Genomic DNA, 20422 nt, shown 5'->3' with positions numbered 1-20422 from the left:
TATCTACAGCAGGCACCCCGCCCACAGCATCAGCGGGTACAGCGCGGCGAACACCCATGTCACCCATGCATGCCCATGCCCATTGCGATCGCGATAGCCGAGTTCGCCGTTGCGATAGTGGAGGATGGCGACGCCCACCGCCGGCGTGATGCACATGACCGCGCCCAGCAGGCCCGCGGTGAACATCATCGTGTTCTCGCGCGGCGACAGGAAACGGAACACCAGCACGAACATGAGCGTGAGCACGCCCACGGGCATGACCCTCTGCCGCACCCCGACGTGCAGCAGCAGATCCCACAGCACACCGGCCACGATCACGACCGCGGCCGTCGCCCATCGCGCGGCGCCCGCGTACCGCGCGCGGAGCCGGTCGAGCACGACCAGCACGATGAGCGCGACCAGCAGCCCCCACACGGGATTCTGCACGCGCAGGTCGAGCCATCGCCCGGTCGCCAACCGGTCGTAGGCGGGCTCGGAGAGCGCCGCGACCGCACACAGACGCAGCGCGTACCGCCTCACGTCACGCGTGTGCCGCCATCCGTCGAACAGCAGCCACGCGTAGATCGGCACCGCGCACCAGGACGCCGCCTCGCAGACGACCGCGGCCGTCAGAGCGGTCATGTTGTCCGCCGTGGGCGCGCCGAACAGCAGCGGCACGACCGTCGTCGACGCGACGGACAACGCCATAAGCACCGCGCCGACCACCTTGAGCCGGAACACGGTCAGGCCCTTGCGCCGCCTGTTCCCCGTGCCCTGTGCAACGCCGCTCATGCGCGCCTCCAGATGGTGAGGCTGCGGGCCGGCAGCGTGAGCCTGCGGCGCCGCGCGACGGTTCCGTCGTCCGCGACGTCGCCGTCATCGTCGGAACGGTAGACGCACCGCCAGTCGTCGGGGGCGATTCTCGTGACCTCGTCGTATGGCGCGGGCGTCTCCAAGGCTACGGTCGGCTGCGTGCGCACGTCGTCGGTCGGGTTGACGGCCACGCAGTCGTCGCCGACGCGGAACACGACCACCTCGTCGTCGCGCGGCACGATCATGCGCGCACCTCCGAAGTAGGCGGGGTTGCCGCGGCGCAACGCGATGAGCGTGCGATAGTGCTCGACGAGGCGCGCGAGCCGCCGCGCGCGCCGCCAGTCGAGCCGGTTGAGCGAGGCGGGGCTGCGGTACGAATCGGAATCGCCGCGCTTGGTGCGGGCGAACTCCTCGCCGGACAGCAGGAACGGCACGCCGGCGGCGGTGAACACGATGCCGGCGGCCAGACGGTTCGCGGCCATGAGGTCCGCACACCGGCCGTCGACGTCCACGTCGTCCGCCGCGTAGTCGGCTTCCGTGGGGAGCCGGCGCATCGCGGCGCACAGCTTGTCCCACAACGTGAGGTCGTCGTGGGCGGAGACGTATTGGATGACCTGCGCGACGGACGCGGTCTCGTGCGGCGTGCCGCGCCACGCGTCCGCCGCATGGCGGATGTCGTCCGCGTAGTCGGCGGCCGCGCCGGACAGGTACCCGGGTTCTTTGTGGAAGAAGATGTGGCCGCGCACCGCGTCGCGCGTCGTATCGCAGAACGCGCCGATGCGCGGGCTCAGGTACGGCAGGCCGCGTTTGTCGGCGAGGACGACGCCGGCGGCCGGGTCGAGCGCGGTCCTGCGCGCCGACCACGGCTCGCCGTGCATGAGGATCGTCGCGCCGCCCGGCAGCTCGTCGAGCGCCGTGCGGATCGCGTTCATCGTGTCGACGTCGATGAGGCCCATCAGGTCGAAGCGGAATCCATCGACATGGTATTCGCGCGCCCAGTAGGCGACGGAATCGACGATGTACCGGCGCATCATCGGATGTTCGGTGGCGACGTCGTTGCCGCAGCCGGAGCCGTCGGCGAGCGTTCCGTCGACGCGGCGGCGCAGCGCGTATCCGGGAATCATGCGTTCGAACCAGTTGTCGGCGGAGAACAGGTGGTTGTAGACCACGTCCATGATGACTTTGATGCCGGCGGCGTGCAGCGCCTGGATCATGCGCTTGCATTCGCGGATGCGCACTTCGCCGTGGAACGGGTCGGTGCTGTAGGAGCCTTCAGGCACGTTGTAGTTGAGCGGATCATAGCCCCAGTTGAAGCCGTGGCGCGGATCGTCGTGCGCGAGGGATTCGTCGATGGAACCGTAGTCGTAGAACGGCATGAGCTGGACGGCGGTGACGCCGAGACGCTTCAGGTAGGCGACGCACGTGGGGAATCCGCCGTCGCCGTCGACGCTCGTGCCGTCGTAGGTGAACGCGAGATACGTGCCGCGATGCTCGAACGGGACGCCGCTGTGCATGTCGTCGCTGAAGTCGCCGACGTGCGTCTCCCAGATGACGAGGTCATGGCTGGCGACGTGCGGGCGGCGGTCGGACTCCCAGCCGTCCGGGTCGGTGCGCGCGAGGTCGACGACCATGCTGCGCCGGCCGTTCACGCCGGCCGCGCGCGCCCACGGGTCGGCAGTGCGGTTCGTCGTGCCGTCGGGGAAACGGACGATGTAGTCGTAGTAGACTCCGTGGCCCACGCCGTCGCAACGGACCGCCCACGTGCCGGCCTCGCCGGGCGCGAGCTCGTGCGAGGCGAACGGGCCGGGACGGCCGCCAGCGGACGTCGTGTCGTCGTCGACGGATGCCTCGGGCTCCTCGACGGCGGCTTCCGCGTCCGAACCGTAGCGGAACAGCCGCAGCGTCACACCGGACGCGGTCGGTGCCCACACGCGGAACGTGGTGCCGGCGGGGTCCGGGCGCGCGCCCAGATTGTCGCCGGTGTACACCGGATAGTCAGGGCACGGCGGGGCCGGTTCGGCGGGAGTGCCTGCGTACTGTGCCATATGGTTCCTTTCACACTCGGACCGCTTCACGGCTCGGCTCCGGCCCCTGCAATTACGGACCGGCCTGCGGCCGGACTCAATTCTGCCTTCGTTCGGCTTTCGCCTCACTCAGGCTGAGCCTACGGACAGCCCACTGGGCTGTCCGCTTTACGGCTCAGCCCTTTACCGATCCCGCCATGGACTCCTGGTAGAAGCGCTGCATGACGATGAAGAGGATGGCGATGGGGATGGAGATCAGGACGGCGGCCGCGGCGAAGCGGGCGTACCAGTTCTGAATGTACTCCTTCTGCAGCATGAGCCATAGTCCGAGCGCCACCGTGTAGTTCGACTGCGTGCGGCAGATCACCTTCGCCATGACGAAGTCGAGCCACGGGGTGAGGAATCCGATGATGGCCTGGTAGACGATCATCGGCTTGCAGATCGGGACGATGATCTTCGTGAACACCTGCAGCCGGGTGCAGCCGTCGAGCAGCGCCGCCTCGTCGAGCGAGGTGGGGATCGTGTCCATGTAGCCCTTCATCACGTAGAAGCCCGCGCCGGTGCCGGCCGAGTACACGAGAATCAGCGCGAGAATCGTCATGCCGTCGCCGGTCAGGCCCATCGCCTTGAGGATGAAATAGATCGCGGAGACGGCCATGATGCCGGGGAACATGCCGAGGATGAGCACCACGTTCATGAACGTGCGGCGCGTGCGGAAGCGCAGACGGCTCATGCAGTACGCGACGGACAGCACGAACGCGATCGAGATCACGCACGTGAAGCACGCGACGATGAACGTGTTCGCGAACATCTTCGGGAAGTCGAGCACCGATTTGTCGGTGAACAGCGCGATGTAGTTGTCCAACGAGAACTCGGTCGGGAAGAACGTCTTCGTGTACGGCGCGGTGTTCTTGTTGAAGCTTTCCGCGAACACCCACACGATCGGGATCAGCCAGATCACCGCCATGACGGCGAGGAACAGGTGCGCGAGCACGTCGCCGAGGATGCGGCGCTTGCGCGAATCGTGCATGAGGCCGTGCGATTCGGCCTTCACCATGCCGCCGGTCGCATCGTCCGTGACGGCGGTTTCGCTGTGCTTGCTCATCGGAACGCCTCCTCGTTCTTGTAGGAACCCGAATTGCGGTAGGTGACGAGCGACACCACCGCGAGGACGATGAACGTCATGATGCCGATGACCGCGCCGAGGTTGTAGTCGCCCTTGTCGACGGTCAGCTTGTACAGCCACGTGATGAGCAGGTCGGTCTTGCCCGCGGACGAGCCGATCGGCGTCGGGTCGCCGCCGGACAGCAGGTAGATCACGTTGAAGTTGTTCACGTTGCCGGTGAACGTGGTGATGAGGTACGGGGTGAGCACGAAGATGATGTACGGCATCGTGATCTGCGTGAAGATCTGCCACCAGTTCGCGCCGTCGAGCCTCGCCGCCTCGTACAGGTCGGCGGGGATGTTCTGCAGGATGCCGGTGATCTGCATGATCGTGTATGGGATGCCGACCCACAGGTTGATGATGATGACGGTGACGCGCGCCCATGTGGCGTTCGTGAAGAACGGCAGCGCGGAGTCGATCCACCCCCATTCCATGAGCAGGCGGTTGACGGCGCCGGTCGGCTGGAGCATCGTGCGCATCACGAGCAGCGAGACGAACTGCGGCACGGCGATGGACATCGAGAAGCAGGCGCGCCAGAACCCCTTGAACCGGGTGGTCCTGCGGTTGATGACCATCGCGAAGAACAGACCGAGGAAGAAGTTGAGGAACGTGGCGAAGAACGCCCACACGAGCGTCCAGATCAGCACGGACACGAACAGGCCCGCGTTGACGGTGCCGCCGCTGTTGGAGAACACCTTGCCGAAGTTCTCGAAGCCCACCCAGTCGAACAGGACGAGATGGTCGTGGTCGTAGCTGGTGAACGCCATCGAGATCATGAAGATAAGCGGCAGGACGGTGAACACGAGGATGCCGAGCGTCGGCAGGAACATGAGCAGCTGGTGCGCCCGCCCGTCGGTCAGATCGTGCAGGTCCTCGCGGAAGGTCGGCGCATGGCCGTGCTCGCGGGCCTCGCATTCGGCCCGGTAGGCGCTGCGCACGGATACCGACCACAGGACGACGAACGCGGCGATGAGCACGACGGTGCACACGCCGTACAGGAGGATGACCACCGAATTGTCGCCCTTGGTGTACACCCAGAAGCCGTCGACGAGCGTCTTGCCTTGCTTCTGGTCGCCCAGACCAGGCAGCTGCGACAGGTAGTCGACGCCGCTGACGGCCATGAACACGATGAACGCGATCTCCAGGGCGAGGAGGACCGCGCCCTTGACGAATTGCCGGCGCGCGAAGTTGCCCAGGCCGAAGACCAGGGCGGACAGCCTGGTGAACACGTCGCCGCGGGTCAGCGCGTTGCGCACCGAGTACGGCGACGGCGCCACGTAGTCCGCGCCCAGCCTGCGACGGCGTTTCATCTCGCGCGGGGAAAGGGTTGCCGATGTCATTGCACCCTACCGCCTCTCAACATGGTTGTTACGTGTGGAATTGATACGTGTGAATCGATGATCGATAGTCGACTGTTCGACGATTGTCGTCGGCCGACGAGGGAACGGGGCCGGGCCCCGAAGGAGGGAGGACCCGACCCCGCGGGAATCACTTGGCGTAGGATCCGACGGACTTGACCCAGGCGTCGGTCTTGGCCGCGGCGTTGTCGGCCGTGACCTCCTTGTTGACGATGGCCTTGCCGAAGGTCTCGGCCGGGGTCCACCAGTCGTTCATGCCGGCGAGACCGGACTGCAGGATGGCGGTGTTGGCCATCGTGTCGGACTGGGCCTTGGCGACCGCGTCATCGGCGGTCAGGGCGGCGAGGGACTTGTCGGTCGGGATGATGCCGCGGGTCGTGTAGTGCAGCTTCTGCGCCTCGGTGGAGCCGAGGTAGGCGGCGAACTGGGCGGCGGCCTTCGGGTTCTTGGCGTTCGGGTTGTAGGCGGCGGCCTTGGTGGCGGCGAAGGACTTCATCTGCTTGGTCTCACCGTTGACGGTGAAGGTCGGCAGCTGGGCGACGCCCATGTCGTCGCCGAGGGCCTTCTTGATGTCGGCGGCGGACCAGGAGCCTGAGAAGAACGCGTCGGCGGTGCCGGCCTGGATCTCGGACAGGCCGGAGTTGTCGGCGCTGTTGTGGAAGTTCGGGTTGGCGGCCATGTCCACCAGATACGTGGTGATGTCGGCTGAATCCTTCGGGAAGACCATGCCGGCCTTCTCGTCGTTGCCCTTCTCGCCGAAGAGCGTCAGGCCGTCGTAGAAGCCGCCGAGGTACCAGGAGTCGGCCAGCGGGAAGGCGACGACGCCCTTGGAGAGCATCGTGTCGAGGCTCTTGACGTCGTCGTCGGAGAACTTCGCCTTGTTGTAGTACAGGAACCACGTGTTGTCGGCGTACGGCACGCCGTAGTACTTGCCGTCGGAGCCGGTGACGGAATCGACTTCGAGGCTGCCGTCCTGCTTCTTGATCTGCTTGGCGGCGTCGGTGCCGAGCTCGCCGATCGCACCCAGCTTGATGAGCGTGCCGAGCTGGTCGGAGGCGAACATGTAGACGTCGGCCGCGGCGGACGGATCGGTCTGGACCTGCTTGGAGGCGTCGCCTTCGGAGACGACGTCGTTCTTCCACGTGATCTTGTACTCGGGGTGTGCCTTTTCGAAGCCCTTCTCGACCTGGCTCAGCCACGAGTCATTGCCGTCCTGGTCCTCCTGCGGGGCCCAGACGCTCAGCGTGACGGCGCCGCCGTCGGCGCCCTGCGCGGAATCACCCGAATCGGAACCGCATGCGGCGAGCGGCGCCAGCATGGCGGTCGCGGCGACAAGTCCGACAAGCTTCTTCTTCCAACTGATCATCTTCGATCGTTCCTTTCCTGTTCAGTCGACTCTCCAACTTCACGATGACCACGTTTGCAATGCCGAATTGACATTATCGCTGAATACGTTAACACCACCGCTTTGGGGCGTTGAGATGCCTTGTATTTGCAACGCTGCGGAACATCGTTGGCTCACAGTGTAGCACCGTTTCTGCATACGTTCGCATTTCGCGTTTCCCTGCTAGAATTGCAATCGTTGGTCAATGACGAGAAACCGCATGAACATTGGAGTTTTCATGGATAAGACAACACGACACACCCGTCCCGCATGGCTCGCCGACGCGGTCTTCTACGAGGTCTACCCGCAGTCGTTCAACGACACGAACGGCGACGGCATCGGCGACATCCCGGGCATCATCGCCAAACTCGACTACATCCGCGACCTCGGCTGCAACGCGCTGTGGATCAACCCCTGCTACGATTCGCCGTTCAAGGACGCCGGCTACGACGTGCGCGACTACACGAAGGTCGCCCCGCGCTACGGCACGAACGAGGACCTCGAACGTCTCTTCGCGGAGGCGCACGCGCGCGGCATGCACGTCCTGCTCGACCTCGTCCCCGGCCACACCAGCGAGGAGCACTCCTGGTTCCAAGCCAGCACCCGCGCCGCCTACGCCGACCGCACCGTTCCGGCGGTCTCTCCCCCAGTCGCCTGCGGCGACAGCCCCCTCGTCAGAGGGGGCCAAGACGCCACATCCGCCTCGCCCTCCTCCTCGGCACCCTCTCCCTCGGCCCCAGCCTCCTCCTCGGCCCCCTCTGACGAGGGGGCTCCCGCGAAGCGGGTGGGGGAGAGACCGGCGGCGCAGAGCCCGCAACCAGCCTCCGCAAGCCCCGTCACCCCCGCAACCCCGATCAACGTGTCCGAGCGCTATATCTGGACGGACTGCTGGATCGCGGGCGGCGACGGGCTGCCGTTCGTCGGCGGCGAGGCCGAACGCGACGGCACGTACATCCTGAACTTCTTCAAATGCCAGCCGGCGCTCAACTACGGGTTCGCGCATCCGAAGCAGCCGTGGCAGAAGCCGGCGCTCGGCCCGGACGCCCTCGCCACCTGCGACGCGATGCTCGACGTGATGCGCTTCTGGCTCTCCCGCGGCGCGGACGGCTTCCGCGTCGACATGTCCGACAGCCTCGTCAAGCATGACGACGACGGCAAACCGTTCACGATCCGCACATGGCGACACATGTTCGCGCAGATCCGCCCCGAGTTCCCCGAAGCCGCGTTCGTCGCCGAATGGGGCCGCCCCTACGAGTCGATGCAGGCGGGCTTCGACATGGACTTCTATCTCGATTGGCGTTGGGGCGGCTGGCCGAACGGCTACAACATGCTGCTGCGCAACACCGACACCCCGTTGGTCCGCGACGGCGACGCCAGCTATTTCAACGCGGATTCCGGCGCGGCGATCAAGCCGTTCCTCGACCAGTATCTGCCGCAGCTCGCCGACTGCGAGCGCGCGGGCGGCCTGTTCGACCTCATCACCTGCAATCACGACACGATCCGCGTCGGCCAACGCCTCACCGAGCGCGAACTGAAGGTCGCGTACGGCATGCTGCTGACGATGCCCGGCTGCCCGTTCGTCTACTACGGCGACGAGATCGCGATGCGCTACCGCCCGCTGCCGACGCACGAGGGCGGCTACATCCGCACCGGCAGCCGCACGCCGATGCAGTGGGACGCCTCCCGCCCGAATCTCGGCTTCTCCGCGGCGACGCCCAATCCCGCGACCGGCGCCGTCGTCTCCGGACCCGACGTCACCGCGGCGGCCCCCGACCTCTATCTGCCCGTCGACCCCGCGCCGGACGCGCCTACCGTCGCGGCGGCGCAGGCCGATCCGCAATCGTTGTGGCATTGGCTGCGCACGCTGCTCGCGTTCCGTCACGCGAGTCCCGCATTGCGCGCGGACGCCGGTTTCGAGGTGGTCGCGGGCCGCGACGGCGGCCGCGCGTTCGCCTTCCGCCGCGTCGCGCGCGACGCCGGCGAGGCGGACGCCGCCGGCGCGCGCCGCGACGTTTCCGGCGGATGTTCCGGCGGCGACGTGATCATCGATGACGTGATCATCGCGATGAATCCCGGCCATGGCACCGTCACGATCGACGTGCCTCCACGCGATGACGGCGAGCGCACGATCGCACTCGCGCTCGGCAACCCGACGATCGCCGGCGGCACTCTGACTCTCCCGCCGCAATCCTTCGCGATTCTGCGGTGATTCGTGGCGGACACCCCCTCAGTCCGGCTTCGCCGGACAGCTCCCCCTGAAGGGGGCGCAAGGCGAACTGACATGCGTGAGCGCATGGCCATTCTCTGCGCCCCCTTCAGGGGGAGCTGGCGGCCGTAGGCCGACTGAGGGGGTTTCCACGCGACAAAACAAGTGGAGCCTTGGGGACGTACCCCAAGGCTCCACTCACTTACTCAGCCGATCAGTCGCGACAATCCGTTTCAGCGGCGGGCCTTCGCGAACTTGACGGTGAGGGCGGCGGCGATCAGGACGAGCGCGAGGAGAATCACGCCGGCGATCGCGGTGCCGGTCTTGCCGAGCGGACCGAAGCCGTTGGCGGAACCGCGGTCGAGCTTGGCCTGGCCCTGCGCGATGAGGGCGCCGTTGCCGGCGGCCGCGTTCCCGCTGTTGTCGCCGTCGCTCTTGTTGGCGGCGCCGGCGGCGGGGGCGGTGAACTCGGGGGCGGCCACGGCACCGGACTGGCGGCCGGTGACGGTCAGGCGGTAGCTCTTGCCTTCGGTGAGGTTCAGCGGGATCTCGGTGGTCTGGCCGGGGGCGATGCGCACGCCGGAGACCGGGGTGCTGTTGTTGGAGGCGGCGATCACCTGGTTGGTGGCGCCGTCGCGCAGCTCGTAGGCGGCGACCGCGTCGCCGTTGAAGCCGGTCAGGTCGGCGTAGTACTTGCCGTCACGGGTGACGACGTCCACCTTGGCGTTCTGGGACAGGGTCTTCTGCTCTTCGGTCGTGGTGGCGAGGCCGAGCGCGCCGGCGATCGTGTAGAAGTTGTCGGTCTGGTCGGTCAGTCCGATGACGCGCTGTGCGCCGGGGCCGGAGGCGGCGATGCGAAGCTGGGTGCCGGTGTGCTCCATGCCGCCCGCGGTGTAGCCCTTGGAGGGGTCGGACGCGCCATCGTCGATCTGGGTGGCGGTGCCGTAGGAGATGACGATCTTGGCGCCGTCGACCGGGGACTGGAGGATCGTGCTCAGCGCGTAGGCCGGCGGATCGTTGACGATCTGGCTGGTGTGCGCGTGGTCGGCGGTCACGATGATGAGCGTGTTCGACAGGTCGACGTGGTTGAGGGCGGCGGAGATGGCCTTGTCGAGGTCGTCGGTCTCGCCGATCTGGCCGCAGGCGTTGGCGGCGTGGTCCTGCTTGTCGATGGACGCGCCTTCGACCTGCAGGAAGAAGCCGTTCTCATTGGTCTTCGGGTTGGCCTGGAGCACGTCGAGGGCCTTGTTGGTCATGTCGGCGAGGGAGGCGGAGTTGCCGGCCGCGGTCTTGTTGCCGAGCCAGCCGCCGTTCACCTGGCACTGCAGCGGGCCGCGGGCGATCGTGGCCTCCTGGTCGAGGGCCGGGGTGGCCTGGAACTGGGTGGGCAGGTTGCCGTCGCCGAGCAGGGCGAGGACCGGCTGGTTCTCCTTGTACTGGAGCTTGGCGAAGTCGTCGACGTTGTTCTCGACGGTCTGGAAGCCGCGGGCCTTGGCCTGATCCCACAGGGTCTTGCCCTGGTATTCGCCGGCCTGCGCGGTCTGGCGGAAGTACTTGGCGCCGCCGCCGATGGTCACGTCGGCGCGGGTGTCGAGCAGCTGCTCGGAGATGGAGCCGATGCCGCCGTTCTCCTTGAGCTGTTCGGCGCGGCACTGCTTGTCGGCGTTGTTGCTGCTGCCGTCGGTCTTGCCCTGCGGGCCGTAGCAGGAGCGCTCGGTGGAGTGGGATTCCAGCACGGCCGGGGTGGCGTCCTGGATCTCGGCGGTGGTCACGTTGCCGGTGGTCTTGCCTTCGGCCTTGGCAAGCTCGAACAGGTTGAGCTGCGGGTTGCCGTAGATGTCGACGTCGACCGCGTTGTTGTAGGTCTTGGTGCCGGTGGCCCAGCTGGAGCCGGAGGCGGAGGAGTCGGTGACGGGGGTGACGACGCCCGGGTTGTCGTTGATGCCGCCGGCCTTCGGGTACTTGCCGTTGTCGGAGCTGTAGCCGAGCGAGAACGTGGTGTACTGGCCGGTGCCGGCGTTCGTGTCGCCGAGCGCGCCCGGCTGGCCGATCTTGTCGAGGCCGTCGAACGAGCCGTTCGCGCCGTGCAGGTAGTCGCGGGCGGCGGTGATCTCGGAGTCGCCCATGCCGTCGCCGATGAACAGGATGACGTTCTTCGCCTTGGCGGAGCCGATGGCGGCGATGCGCTGCGCGCCGCCGTGCTGCGCGAGATCCGCCACCTGCTTGCCGTCCTGCGCGAACGCGGCGGGCACGGTGAGCGCGCCGAGCGCCGCGACCGAGGTCAGCGCCGCTACGGCCGCCCTCGCGATGTGCTTGATGTCCATGATTTCCTCTTCTTCCTCCGTAGGTACTGCCGAATGAGTACTGCCAACGGTGTCATCGGGCAATCTATGCCCGCCAGACCACGACTCGGCGGAGAGGAGGCGAACACGGCGTGAACGAAGGTGAATTACGATGAATTATGGTGTACGATACGGTAATGCAATCGTTTGCAAACCGCGTTGTCGGCAGTGTCGCGACCGCGCGCCGTCAAGTAGGAAAGGAACCGCATGACCGCGAACAACATGCATGAGGACTGGTGGAAGCAGGCAGTCGTCTACCAGGTCTACCCACGAAGCTTCAAGGACGTGAACGGCGACGGACTCGGCGACATCGCCGGCGTCACCGAGAAGATGGACTACCTCGAGAAACTCGGCGTGGACGCGATCTGGCTGAGCCCGTTCTACCCGTCCGACCTCGCCGACGGCGGCTACGACGTCATCGACTACCGCAACGTCGACCCGCGGCTCGGCACGATGGACGACTTCGACGCGATGGTCGCCGCCGCCCACAAGGCCGGCATCAAGGTGATGGTCGACATCGTCCCGAACCACACCGCCGACAAGCACGTCTTCTTCCAGGAGGCCCTCGCCGCCGCCCCCGGCTCCCCCGCGCGCGACCGCTACATCTTCCGCGAGGGCCGGGGCGAGCACGGCGAACTGCCGCCGAACGACTGGCAGTCCATGTTCGGCGGCCCCGCGTGGACGCGCGTGCCCGACGGCCAGTGGTACCTCCACCTGTTCGCCAAGCAGCAGCCGGACGTCAACTGGAACAACCCGGACATCCACGCCGAATTCATCAAGACCCTGCGCTTCTGGGCCGACCACGGCACCGACGGCTTCCGCATCGACGTGGCCCACGGCCTCGCCAAGGACCTCGATTCCAAGCCGCTGGCGGACATGGCCGCGAACGACGTGCAGAACCAGCTGTGCCACGACTTCACCAGCCCGCTGTGGGACCGCCATGAGGTGCACGAGATCTACCGCGAGTGGCGCCGCGAGGTGTTCGACCGCTACGATCCGCCGCGCTTCGCCGTCGCCGAGGCGTGGGTCGTGCCCGAGCACCAGCACCTGTACGCCTCCACCGACGAACTCGGCCAGTGCTTCAACTTCGACTTCGCGAAGGCCGCATGGCTGCCCGACGAGTTCCGCGCCGCCATCGAGGGCGGTCTCGGCGCCGCCGCGGCCACGCACGGCTCGACCACCACGTGGGTGATGAACAACCACGACGTGCCGCGCAGCCCCAGCCGCTACGGCCTGCCGCAGATTCCGAACGCGCCGTACCACCAGCTCGCGCACGACTGGCTGATGCGCGACGGCTCCACGTATGTCGAGGACCGCGTGCTCGGCACGAGGCGCGCCCGCGCCGCCGCGCTCATGGAGTTCGGCCTGCCCGGCGGCATCTACGTCTACCAAGGCGAGGAGCTCGGCCTGTTCGAGGTCGCCGACATCCCGTGGGACCAGCTCGAGGACCCGACCGCGTTCAACACGCGCCGCGCGGCCACCGACAAGGGCCGCGACGGCTGCCGCGTGCCGCTGCCGTGGACGGCCGGCGACGAGGCGTCGTTCGGCTTCTCGCCGAGCGAGAAGGCCGACGGCACGCCCGCCGCCGCCCCGCACCTGCCGCAGCCCGCATGGTTCAAGGATTTCGCGGCGGACGCCGAGGAGCATGACGAGACGTCGATGCTCGCCCTGTACCGTACGCTCCTCACGTTGCGCGCCGAGCTGCTCACCGCCACCGGCGACACGTCCACCTTCGACTGGGTGGACATGGGGTCCGACGTGATCGCCTACCGTCGTCCGGCGACCGACGCCCGTACGCTCACCTCCATCACCAACTTCGGTGCGGAGCCGGTCTCGCTGCCCGCCGGCCAGATCGTCCTCGCCTCCACGACGCTCACCGACGACGGCCGCCTCCCGCAGGACGCCAGCGTCTGGGTCCTCGACTGACGCGATCGACGAGACACGTTCATCGCCGATTCCGATGATGTGGTGAGGGGCGGCCTTGCAGTTTTCTGCAAAGCCGCCCCTCACCACGTTCCGGACACTACGCTGGGTGTCATGTGCGCCGTCGACCATGATCATGATGCGCGGGCGTCCGATGCGGCCGCCGCGCCCATCGCCGCCCATCCCGCCACCGTGCGTATCGGGGTATTGGACAATGACGCGCTCGCACTGGACTGCATCAGACGGATGCTGGAATCGCAAAGCCGCGGCGTCACCTACGGCGTGAGCATCTGGACGTCCACCTCGCCCGCCTACGCGATCCAGGAGTGTCGGAACGGAACGGCGACCGACGTCCTGCTCATCGACATGGCCCTGAACGGCGTGACCGGACCGCAGGTCGCCGCGGAGATCCTCAAACGCTCGCCCGACACCGTCATCATCGGCATGACCTCCTACGCGCTGGAGGCATATCGCAACGAGGCCATGCACGCCGGCATCACGGTGCTGCTGGACAAGGCCGCGTTCGGCCAGCGACTGCTCGGCACCATCGAACGGATCCTCGAGGAGCACCACAAAGCGATCCAGACGCATCGCGAAGCGTCACGGAACGGCAGGACCGCCGCCGGCGAGCGCGCGGATGGGACGCAACGCCCGCTGAGTCCCATCGAACGCGACATCGTCGCGTTGAGTCTCGGCGCGATGACCACCCGGCAGATCGGCACGCGCCTGGGCATCACGGCGAACACGGTATCGTCGCACCGACGCAACATCAAACGCAAACTGGGCGTCGGCACGTGGCTCGAGGCGCTGGACCGTTGCCGTGCGCTCCACATCGCGTGACATCGCGGCAAGGCGAGGGGACGGAACCATGACGATATCGCATGCGGAACCGAACGACGCGGCCCGCAACGGAAAGCCTCTGCGCCGGTTCTTCCGGACGGCCCGGCGCGTTGCCGGCCCCCATCCCCTGCTGTCGGCGATGGCGCTGGCGGCGGGGCTCGCGGCGACCGGAGAGACCGCCCACTACGTGTTCGCCGTGTTCGGCGGATTCGGCGGGGCCGACGCCGGGTGGGGACCATACGGGTTCCCGCGCAACGTCGCGCTGCTGTGCGCGTTGGCGGCGGCCTCCGCGTGGAACGTCGTCAGACCGCGGTACGGCGGGTACGCCGTCATGGCGATCGTCGCCGTCATGACGGTGACGGCGTTCCCCGTGCCGCTCACCGTGTTTCTTCTCGCGTTCGTCGCGACCGCCTCGCTCACGTTCCTCGATCCGATATCCGGGTGCGCGGGCGGCATCGCGTTCTCCTCGCTGATGATCATCTACGGAAGGCTCGAACCATACGGCATCATGGGGTACGGCAGCGCCTACACGTTGGGGGCCTGCGTCGCCGTGTCGGCCGTCATCGGATATTGCGGGCACGCCATCGTCCGTGCCGTCGCGGAACGCCGTCGACGCGACGAACTCGCGCGCGGCATGCGGCTCGCGCGCGAACTGCACGACCACGTCACGAACGATCTCAACGACATCGTCATGCTCATCGACGGGCAGCTGGCCGACGCGGGCGAACCCACGGACGGCCCCACCGACGAATCCGCCGAACGGTACAGGATCATACGGAATCTCGCGATCGACGCGCTGCGGCATACGCGCCGGACCATCGCCACATTGGACGGACGCACGCACGCGCCGGAGACGCCGAAACCACCGGCGGCGGTACCGGCGATGGCGGCACCACCAGTGCCATCGCCGGCAGCCGGCGGACTGTCCGAAACCATCGAACGGCAACGGCTGCAGCTGGAACGGATCGGGCATTCCGGCGAAGTCATCGTCATCGGGGACACGAAACTCCCGCCCGCCTCGGCGCGCGCCTTCATCGCCGATTTCCTGCGCGAACTGTTCGGCAACATCGCCAAACACTCGGACCCGCGGCAGGGCTATACGATGTTCATCGCGTTCGCCCCGACCGATTGCACGATCGAGCTCTGCGACCATCCCAAGCATTCCGGGCCGTCCGCGGAAGGGCTGCGTTCCGGGCTCGCCCGGTACCGTACGCTGATCGAGCAGGCGGATGGCGCGCTGACTGTCACGGACGGCGACGCATGGACGATGCACGCGCGAGTCCCCTATCGGATAGCGGGCACCCGCTAGCGGACGGCTGTCGGCTGACGGTTGTCAGCTGACGGTTGTCGGCTGACGGTTGCTAGCTGACGGTTGTCGGCTGACGGTTGCTAGCTGACGGCACCGCTCGTCACCTGATGGTACCGATCCGTCGCGCACGCCCATTGATAGTACGGCCGGCAACGTGTGGCCCCATAGCGGAACGCATCCTGCGGGCTCAACGGGTCGACGGAATAGAGGCACCCGTAGGAGGCGCATCCCTCGGCGGGGTCCGCTCCCGTCTCCTCCACGTACGGTTGGTAGAGACGCTGCCGCAGTTCGGGCAACGTCCTGACCCGCAACGCGCGCGACACCCTCACTCCGGCAATGACGTCGTATTCGTGCGCCGCGTTCGGGGGATATACGGTCATCCACACGGCGACGATTCCCAGAGCGAGGGCCATCGTCACGCTCACCACGCGTACTCCCAACCGCAGATTCTGCTGCCGCCGGTCGTTCTGCTCCTGATACTGATCGGACATCCTCGCCTCCGTCACTCGGCCCGTCACTCGATTCTCCAAATCAACTCATGTATACGCCCGTCACCTCCACAAGATCGCCTGAACCAAATTCGAGTCCCGTATGAGGGCTTCTCACGCGCGTATTGTTGTGGGCTCCCTTGTAGGTGAAATCGACGCTGGCCCACCAGCCACCTGTATAGAAGCGCTTCGATTGCGGCCAGTAACCGTCGTAATGGGAACCGTGATGAGAGCCGTAATACGCGCCGGCGGTGCTGAACGACGTGGCGATGCCGCCGCTCCGATCCAGGACGGCTGGAGCTGCCGTGCCGGAAGCCGGGGCCGCGGCATCGGCATTGCGGGAGACCTCGGACTCCTCCAGCACCTCGTCGAGGGTCTTGGTCCCGTCCATCACCGCCTTCGCCTGCTCGGGGCTGACACGCCCTTCAGGGCCGTCAAAGCCCAGATCCAGACGCACGTCCTCCCCTGTCTCGGGATCGATCGTATAGGTTTTCGGCACCGAGGACATGGCAAGGGCGTCAAGTTCCGCCTCGGTGGTGATGCCGAACCCCTTCGCCACCTCGATTCCGCCGATCATGACGTACCCCGGTTCGATGACGGGCTCCTCGGCCTGTGCGCACGCCGGAAGGACGCCGAGCGCGAACGTGCAGGCCGCGAACAGCGCGACCAATCTGACAGCCCACATCCTTGTCGAGCGAATCATGGGAGGCTCCTTTCGCTATGGCAGGTCTTCGATGACCTGTACACCATCGACGATAGAAGACGCCTCACGCGCGGGACGACGGTTTGCAGAAAAGTGCACGGCGGCCTCGGCGGCTCGGCAACACAACCGGCGGTGCCTGCGCGGTCGCCGGCGGCGCGGAAAATCCGGTGAAGACGCCACGTGAAGATGCCACGCGCGAGCGCCGATATGCCGGGGTGACATGCCGTGCAGCGTGTAATCTGGATACGTTTCGATTGTTTCCGTTAACAAGGTGGTTCGCATGAACAGCAGCATCCAGGATGTCGCCAAGGCGGCGGGCGTCTCCATCTCGACGGTGTCGCGATCGTTCACCCGGCCCGACCTGGTGTCGGCGAAGACGCGCGCACGCGTGCTCAAGTTCGCCGACGAACTCAACTTCTCCCTGTCGCGTTCCGCCGCCGCGCTGAAATCCGGCCGATCGCTGCGCATCGCCGTGCTGATGAGCGGCCACATCCGCATGTGGTTCACCGCCTCCGTGATCGAAGGCCTCAACGACGTGCTCCACGCGGAAGGCTACGACATCTCGATCTTCCAGATCTCCAGCATCGAGGAGCGGCGCGAGTTCTTCGAAATGCTGCCGGTGCGCCGCAACGCCGACGCGGTCATCGTCGTCTCGTTCGACATCGACGCCGCCGAGACCGCGCAACTCACGTCGATCGACGTGCCGATCATCGGCATCAACTCCGCCGACTCCGAACAGCACGGATTCGCCGCGTCCGTCACCATCGACGACGCACAGGGCGCGACGCTCGCCGCACGCCACCTGCTCACGCTCGGACACCGCGACATCGCGTACATCACGACGAACCGCGACGTCTCGCTGAGCTTCTCCGTGCGCGGCCGCTTCGACATGTTCATGGACTACTGCCGCAAGGAAGGCGTCGAACCGCGCGCCATCGAGTGTCAGGTCGACGACGACGGCCATTACGAGATCGGCAGCGTGGTCACGCAACTGATGAGCCTGCCGACGATGCCCACCGCCATCGCCTGCCAGGAGGACGGCATCGCGCTGCCGCTCATCTTCCAGCTGGAACGCAACGGGTTCGCCGTTCCCGGCGACGTGTCCGTCATCGGCTACGACGACAGCTTCTACGCCGACGACATCGGATTGACGACGATTCGCCAGGATCCGGTCGAAACCGCGCACATCGCCGCCCGCATGACCCTCGACCTCATCCACGGACGGAAGCCCGACGACCCGTTCCGCACATTGCCCGCCCAACTCGTGGTCCGTTCCAGTACGGGACGGTGCTGACGCCTTCCCCTTCAGCTCCCCCTTTTAGGGGGAGCTGTCCGCAAAGCGGACTGAGGGGACTACGGGACGCTACACAGCGCTAGCAGTTCCAGCGTTCGATGACGTTGTCGCCCTTGTACTTGCTGAGCACGCAGTAGTGCGCCGTGTCCAGCCGCAGCAGGCGCGCGAACCGCGGTTCGACGCCCAGCCACTGCGACGTGAGGATGCGCAGGATGTGCGCGTGCGCGACGAACAGCACGTTATGCCCCGACTCGAGCAGCGGCAACACCGCTTCGATGGCACCACGCGCACGCGCGGCCGCCTCCTCCACGGTCTCGCCCGGGCCCTCGTGCACCGGCACCTGCCGCCCGTCCGGCAGCGTCTCCGTCCAGTCGCCCTGCATCGACTCCGGCAACGATCGCGGACCGTCACGCCACACGTCCCACTGGAATCCGGCCAGTTCGCTGATCTGCTGACGCGTGCGGCCTTCCGCGCTTCCGTAATCCCACTCGGCGATGCCGTCCAGCGTGCCGGGATGCTCGAAACCAGCCAGCACGGCGGTCTCATGCGCACGCACGAGCGGGCTCGAGAATACGCAGCCTTCGTCGAATCCGCCGGGGAACGCGGCCTCGAGACGCTTGCCGGCGTCCACGGCCTGCTGCCTGCCGACCTCGGTCAGCGGGATGTCGGTACGTCCGGTGTGCTGCCCCGATTGGCTCCACGCGGTCTGCCCGTGGCGCAGAAGAACAAGGTATCCGGTGCCGCCGAGGGACGCGTCGACGGCCACAGTGCCGTCCGATTGATGATTGTTCATGCCTCCCACTGTAGCCCGTGAACGCTCCCGACTCCACTGAATCGCCGTGGGTTGTTCGATTGATGGGCGGCTGACGGAACCGTTAGACTGGGTGATATGAGCGAAGAGAAGCGTATCGGAGCGCATGCGGCGCCGTCGTCGACCGATCGGATGATCGACACGTTCCATCGCATCGATGAGAAGGTCGATGCGATGCGCGAACACCGATTGAACGATCCCGATTCCCTGGGCGACAAAATCGTGAAGTGGGCGTTGCCGTCCGTCGCGGGACTCGTCGGCGGCAAACTGTTCCAAATCATCTGGAATCGCGGCGTCTCCCGTCGCAACGTGCGCCGCGGCCTCGCCGCCGACGCGCCGCAGGGATTCCTCATGCAGCTGCTGTTCACCGCACTGTCCGCCGCGTTCGGCGCATTCGTCTCCCACATCTCGAACCGCGGCTCCGAAGCGATCGTCGACCGGCTGCATCGTCACTGACGGCACTCCTCTGTCTTGCACTCCTCCACAGTGGGCGTCGTCGTTTTGGGCCCCCTCTGTCGAGGGGGCTCCCGGCGGAGCCGGGTGGGGGAGAGCGCGCCCCCTTCAGGGGGAGCTGGCGGCCGCAGGCCGACTGAGGGGGCACGCTGACGCACTGACGGCGTCATGTACTTGTACTTGGCCAGCGGTGGAATGACAATAGGAACCATGGTTACTAACAGCACTATCGAAACCCTGTTGAACCGCCGCTCGATCCGCGCCTTCAAGGACGAGGCGATCGACGACGACACCCGTATCACGCTGGAAACGGTCGCACAGCACGCCGCTTCCAGCCAGTATCTCAACGACTGGTCGGCGATCCGCATCTCCGATCCGGCGATCAAGGCGAAGTTCGCCGAATTCGGACATCAGCCGTATATCGCGCAGGCGCCGCTGCTCTATCTGTTCGTCATCGACGAGCATCGCAACGCGCTGATCGCCGAGCGCAAAGGCGTCGACACGCACAGCGACGCGTGGACGCTCGATTCCAGCTACCGCTTCACGCAGGCGCAGAACGACGCCGTGCTCGCTCTGCACGCGATGGAGACCGCCGCGTACTCGCTGGGCCTCGGCTGCGTGATTCTGGGTTCCGTGCTCAACGATATCCCCGGACTGATCGACGTGTGCCATCTGCCGGAATACACGTATCCGGTGCTGGCGATCGCAATCGGCAAGCCGGATCAGGAACCGGCGCTGAAGCCGCGCATGCCGCGTGCGATGCAGTTCTTCGAGAACACGTATCCGGCCGATGACTCGGCGGCTGGTTCCGATGCCGCCGTGCTGTCCGGTATCGACGATTTCGATGCGACGGTGCACGAATACTACGACCTGCGCAACACGGACCGCCCGGTGGACACGTTCAGCGACCAGATCGCCAAGGTCGGCACGCAGGACGTGAGCGGCAAATCGCTCCTCCCCAAGGCCGCCGCCCAAGGCTTCCGCCTGGATCGCTAGGTTCGGTTCCCGAGCCCCGGCGGGTGTGATGCATTCCCTCCGCCCGCCTGTGTCGCTTGGCTCCCCCTTGGAGGGGGAGCTGTCCGCAAAGCGGGCTGAGGGGGTCCAGTGTCTGTTGTTGTGGTTCCTCCCTTGGCTCCCCTTGTGAGGGGGAGCTGTCCGCCGGGGGCGGGCTGAGGGGGTGATGGCGCGTGTCTGTAGATATGCGGGGGCCCTTGGGAGCTGTTGCTCGACCAAGGGCCTTCCTTATCGTGTGATGCGGCGGCGTGCTACTCTCCCACACTCTCTCGGGTGCAGTACCATCGCCGTGCCAGGTCTTAGCTTCCGGGTTCGG

Annotated in this window: 16 protein-coding genes; 7 read left to right on the top strand and 9 right to left on the bottom strand. The window is 66.5% G+C overall.

Annotation, left to right across the window (positions count from 1 at the left end; translation table 11 throughout):
- Nucleotides 1-3: 3 nt before the first annotated feature.
- From AC1AYX_RS09025 to AC1AYX_RS09005, 5 genes are all read right to left on the bottom strand, one after another.
- The gene (locus AC1AYX_RS09025) at nt 4-771 is read right to left on the bottom strand and encodes a TraX family protein (RefSeq protein WP_476503164.1); all 768 of its coding nucleotides are present in this window, start codon (nt 769-771) and stop codon (nt 4-6) included.
- Nucleotides 768-2837 carry a type I pullulanase gene (gene pulA / locus AC1AYX_RS09020; protein ID WP_476503163.1) on the bottom strand — a complete coding sequence of 690 codons (2070 nt, stop codon included), beginning with the start codon at nt 2835-2837 and terminating at the stop codon, nt 768-770. Before pulA ends, AC1AYX_RS09025 begins: the two co-directional genes overlap by 4 nt.
- 154 nt (nt 2838-2991) lie before the next feature.
- On the bottom strand, nt 2992-3873 hold the full coding sequence (locus tag AC1AYX_RS09015) for a sugar ABC transporter permease (protein WP_034530308.1): 882 nt from the start codon (nt 3871-3873) through the stop codon (nt 2992-2994).
- Between the two features lie 44 nt (nt 3874-3917).
- Nucleotides 3918-5291 (bottom strand): carbohydrate ABC transporter permease, encoded by a 1374-nt coding sequence (locus AC1AYX_RS09010; RefSeq protein WP_476503194.1) that lies wholly within the window; start codon nt 5289-5291, stop codon nt 3918-3920.
- Between the two features lie 178 nt (nt 5292-5469).
- Nucleotides 5470-6705, bottom strand: coding sequence for an extracellular solute-binding protein (locus AC1AYX_RS09005; RefSeq protein WP_476503162.1), 1236 nt, complete (start codon nt 6703-6705; stop codon nt 5470-5472).
- Between the two features lie 256 nt (nt 6706-6961).
- On the opposite strand from AC1AYX_RS09005, the gene AC1AYX_RS09000 reads away from it, so the two are divergent.
- The gene (locus AC1AYX_RS09000; protein ID WP_476503161.1) at nt 6962-8932 is read left to right on the top strand and encodes an alpha-amylase family glycosyl hydrolase; all 1971 of its coding nucleotides are present in this window, start codon (nt 6962-6964) and stop codon (nt 8930-8932) included.
- Between the two features lie 230 nt (nt 8933-9162).
- Here the strand turns inward: AC1AYX_RS09000 and phoA are convergent, their stop codons facing one another.
- Nucleotides 9163-11253 (bottom strand): alkaline phosphatase, encoded by a 2091-nt coding sequence (gene phoA / locus AC1AYX_RS08995; RefSeq protein ID WP_476503160.1) that lies wholly within the window; start codon nt 11251-11253, stop codon nt 9163-9165.
- A gap of 225 nt (nt 11254-11478) precedes the next feature.
- Between phoA and AC1AYX_RS08990 the strand changes: the two genes are divergently transcribed.
- The 3 genes from AC1AYX_RS08990 (at nt 11479) to AC1AYX_RS08980 (ending at nt 15343) form a co-directional block, all read left to right on the top strand.
- Nucleotides 11479-13197: a glycoside hydrolase family 13 protein gene (locus AC1AYX_RS08990; RefSeq protein WP_476503159.1), complete on the top strand. Its 1719-nt coding sequence runs from the start codon at nt 11479-11481 to the stop codon at nt 13195-13197.
- Between the two features lie 111 nt (nt 13198-13308).
- Entirely contained in the window at nt 13309-14034 is a 726-nt protein-coding gene (locus tag AC1AYX_RS08985; protein ID WP_476503158.1) for a response regulator, read from the top strand.
- Nucleotides 14035-14062: 28 nt separating this feature from the next.
- Nucleotides 14063-15343: a sensor histidine kinase gene (locus AC1AYX_RS08980; protein ID WP_476503157.1), complete on the top strand. Its 1281-nt coding sequence runs from the start codon at nt 14063-14065 to the stop codon at nt 15341-15343.
- Nucleotides 15344-15423: 80 nt separating this feature from the next.
- Here the strand turns inward: AC1AYX_RS08980 and AC1AYX_RS08975 are convergent, their stop codons facing one another.
- Both AC1AYX_RS08975 and AC1AYX_RS08970 read right to left on the bottom strand, forming a co-directional pair.
- Nucleotides 15424-15834, bottom strand: a complete 411-nt coding sequence (locus AC1AYX_RS08975) for a hypothetical protein (protein WP_476503156.1) — start codon at nt 15832-15834, stop codon at nt 15424-15426.
- Between the two features lie 40 nt (nt 15835-15874).
- Nucleotides 15875-16534: a hypothetical protein gene (locus tag AC1AYX_RS08970; protein ID WP_476503155.1), complete on the bottom strand. Its 660-nt coding sequence runs from the start codon at nt 16532-16534 to the stop codon at nt 15875-15877.
- 280 nt (nt 16535-16814) lie between these two features.
- Here AC1AYX_RS08970 and AC1AYX_RS08965 point away from each other — a divergent pair, with 280 nt between their 5' ends.
- Nucleotides 16815-17828: a LacI family DNA-binding transcriptional regulator gene (locus tag AC1AYX_RS08965; RefSeq protein ID WP_476503154.1), complete on the top strand. Its 1014-nt coding sequence runs from the start codon at nt 16815-16817 to the stop codon at nt 17826-17828.
- A gap of 79 nt (nt 17829-17907) precedes the next feature.
- On the opposite strand, the gene AC1AYX_RS08960 is transcribed toward AC1AYX_RS08965, so the two are convergent.
- Entirely contained in the window at nt 17908-18621 is a 714-nt protein-coding gene (locus tag AC1AYX_RS08960; protein WP_476503153.1) for a histidine phosphatase family protein, read from the bottom strand.
- Nucleotides 18622-18717: 96 nt separating this feature from the next.
- On the opposite strand from AC1AYX_RS08960, the gene AC1AYX_RS08955 reads away from it, so the two are divergent.
- Both AC1AYX_RS08955 and AC1AYX_RS08950 read left to right on the top strand, forming a co-directional pair.
- Nucleotides 18718-19095: a DUF4235 domain-containing protein gene (locus AC1AYX_RS08955; protein WP_476503152.1), complete on the top strand. Its 378-nt coding sequence runs from the start codon at nt 18718-18720 to the stop codon at nt 19093-19095.
- Between the two features lie 207 nt (nt 19096-19302).
- The gene (locus tag AC1AYX_RS08950) at nt 19303-20088 is read left to right on the top strand and encodes a nitroreductase family protein (RefSeq protein ID WP_476503151.1); all 786 of its coding nucleotides are present in this window, start codon (nt 19303-19305) and stop codon (nt 20086-20088) included.
- The last annotated feature ends 334 nt before the right edge of the window (nt 20089-20422 follow it).

The sequence above is a fragment of the Bifidobacterium sp. LH_419 genome (assembly GCF_056356955.1).
Note: the sequence above shows the minus strand (reverse complement) of the source record. Positions and strands in the feature narration are given on the sequence as shown.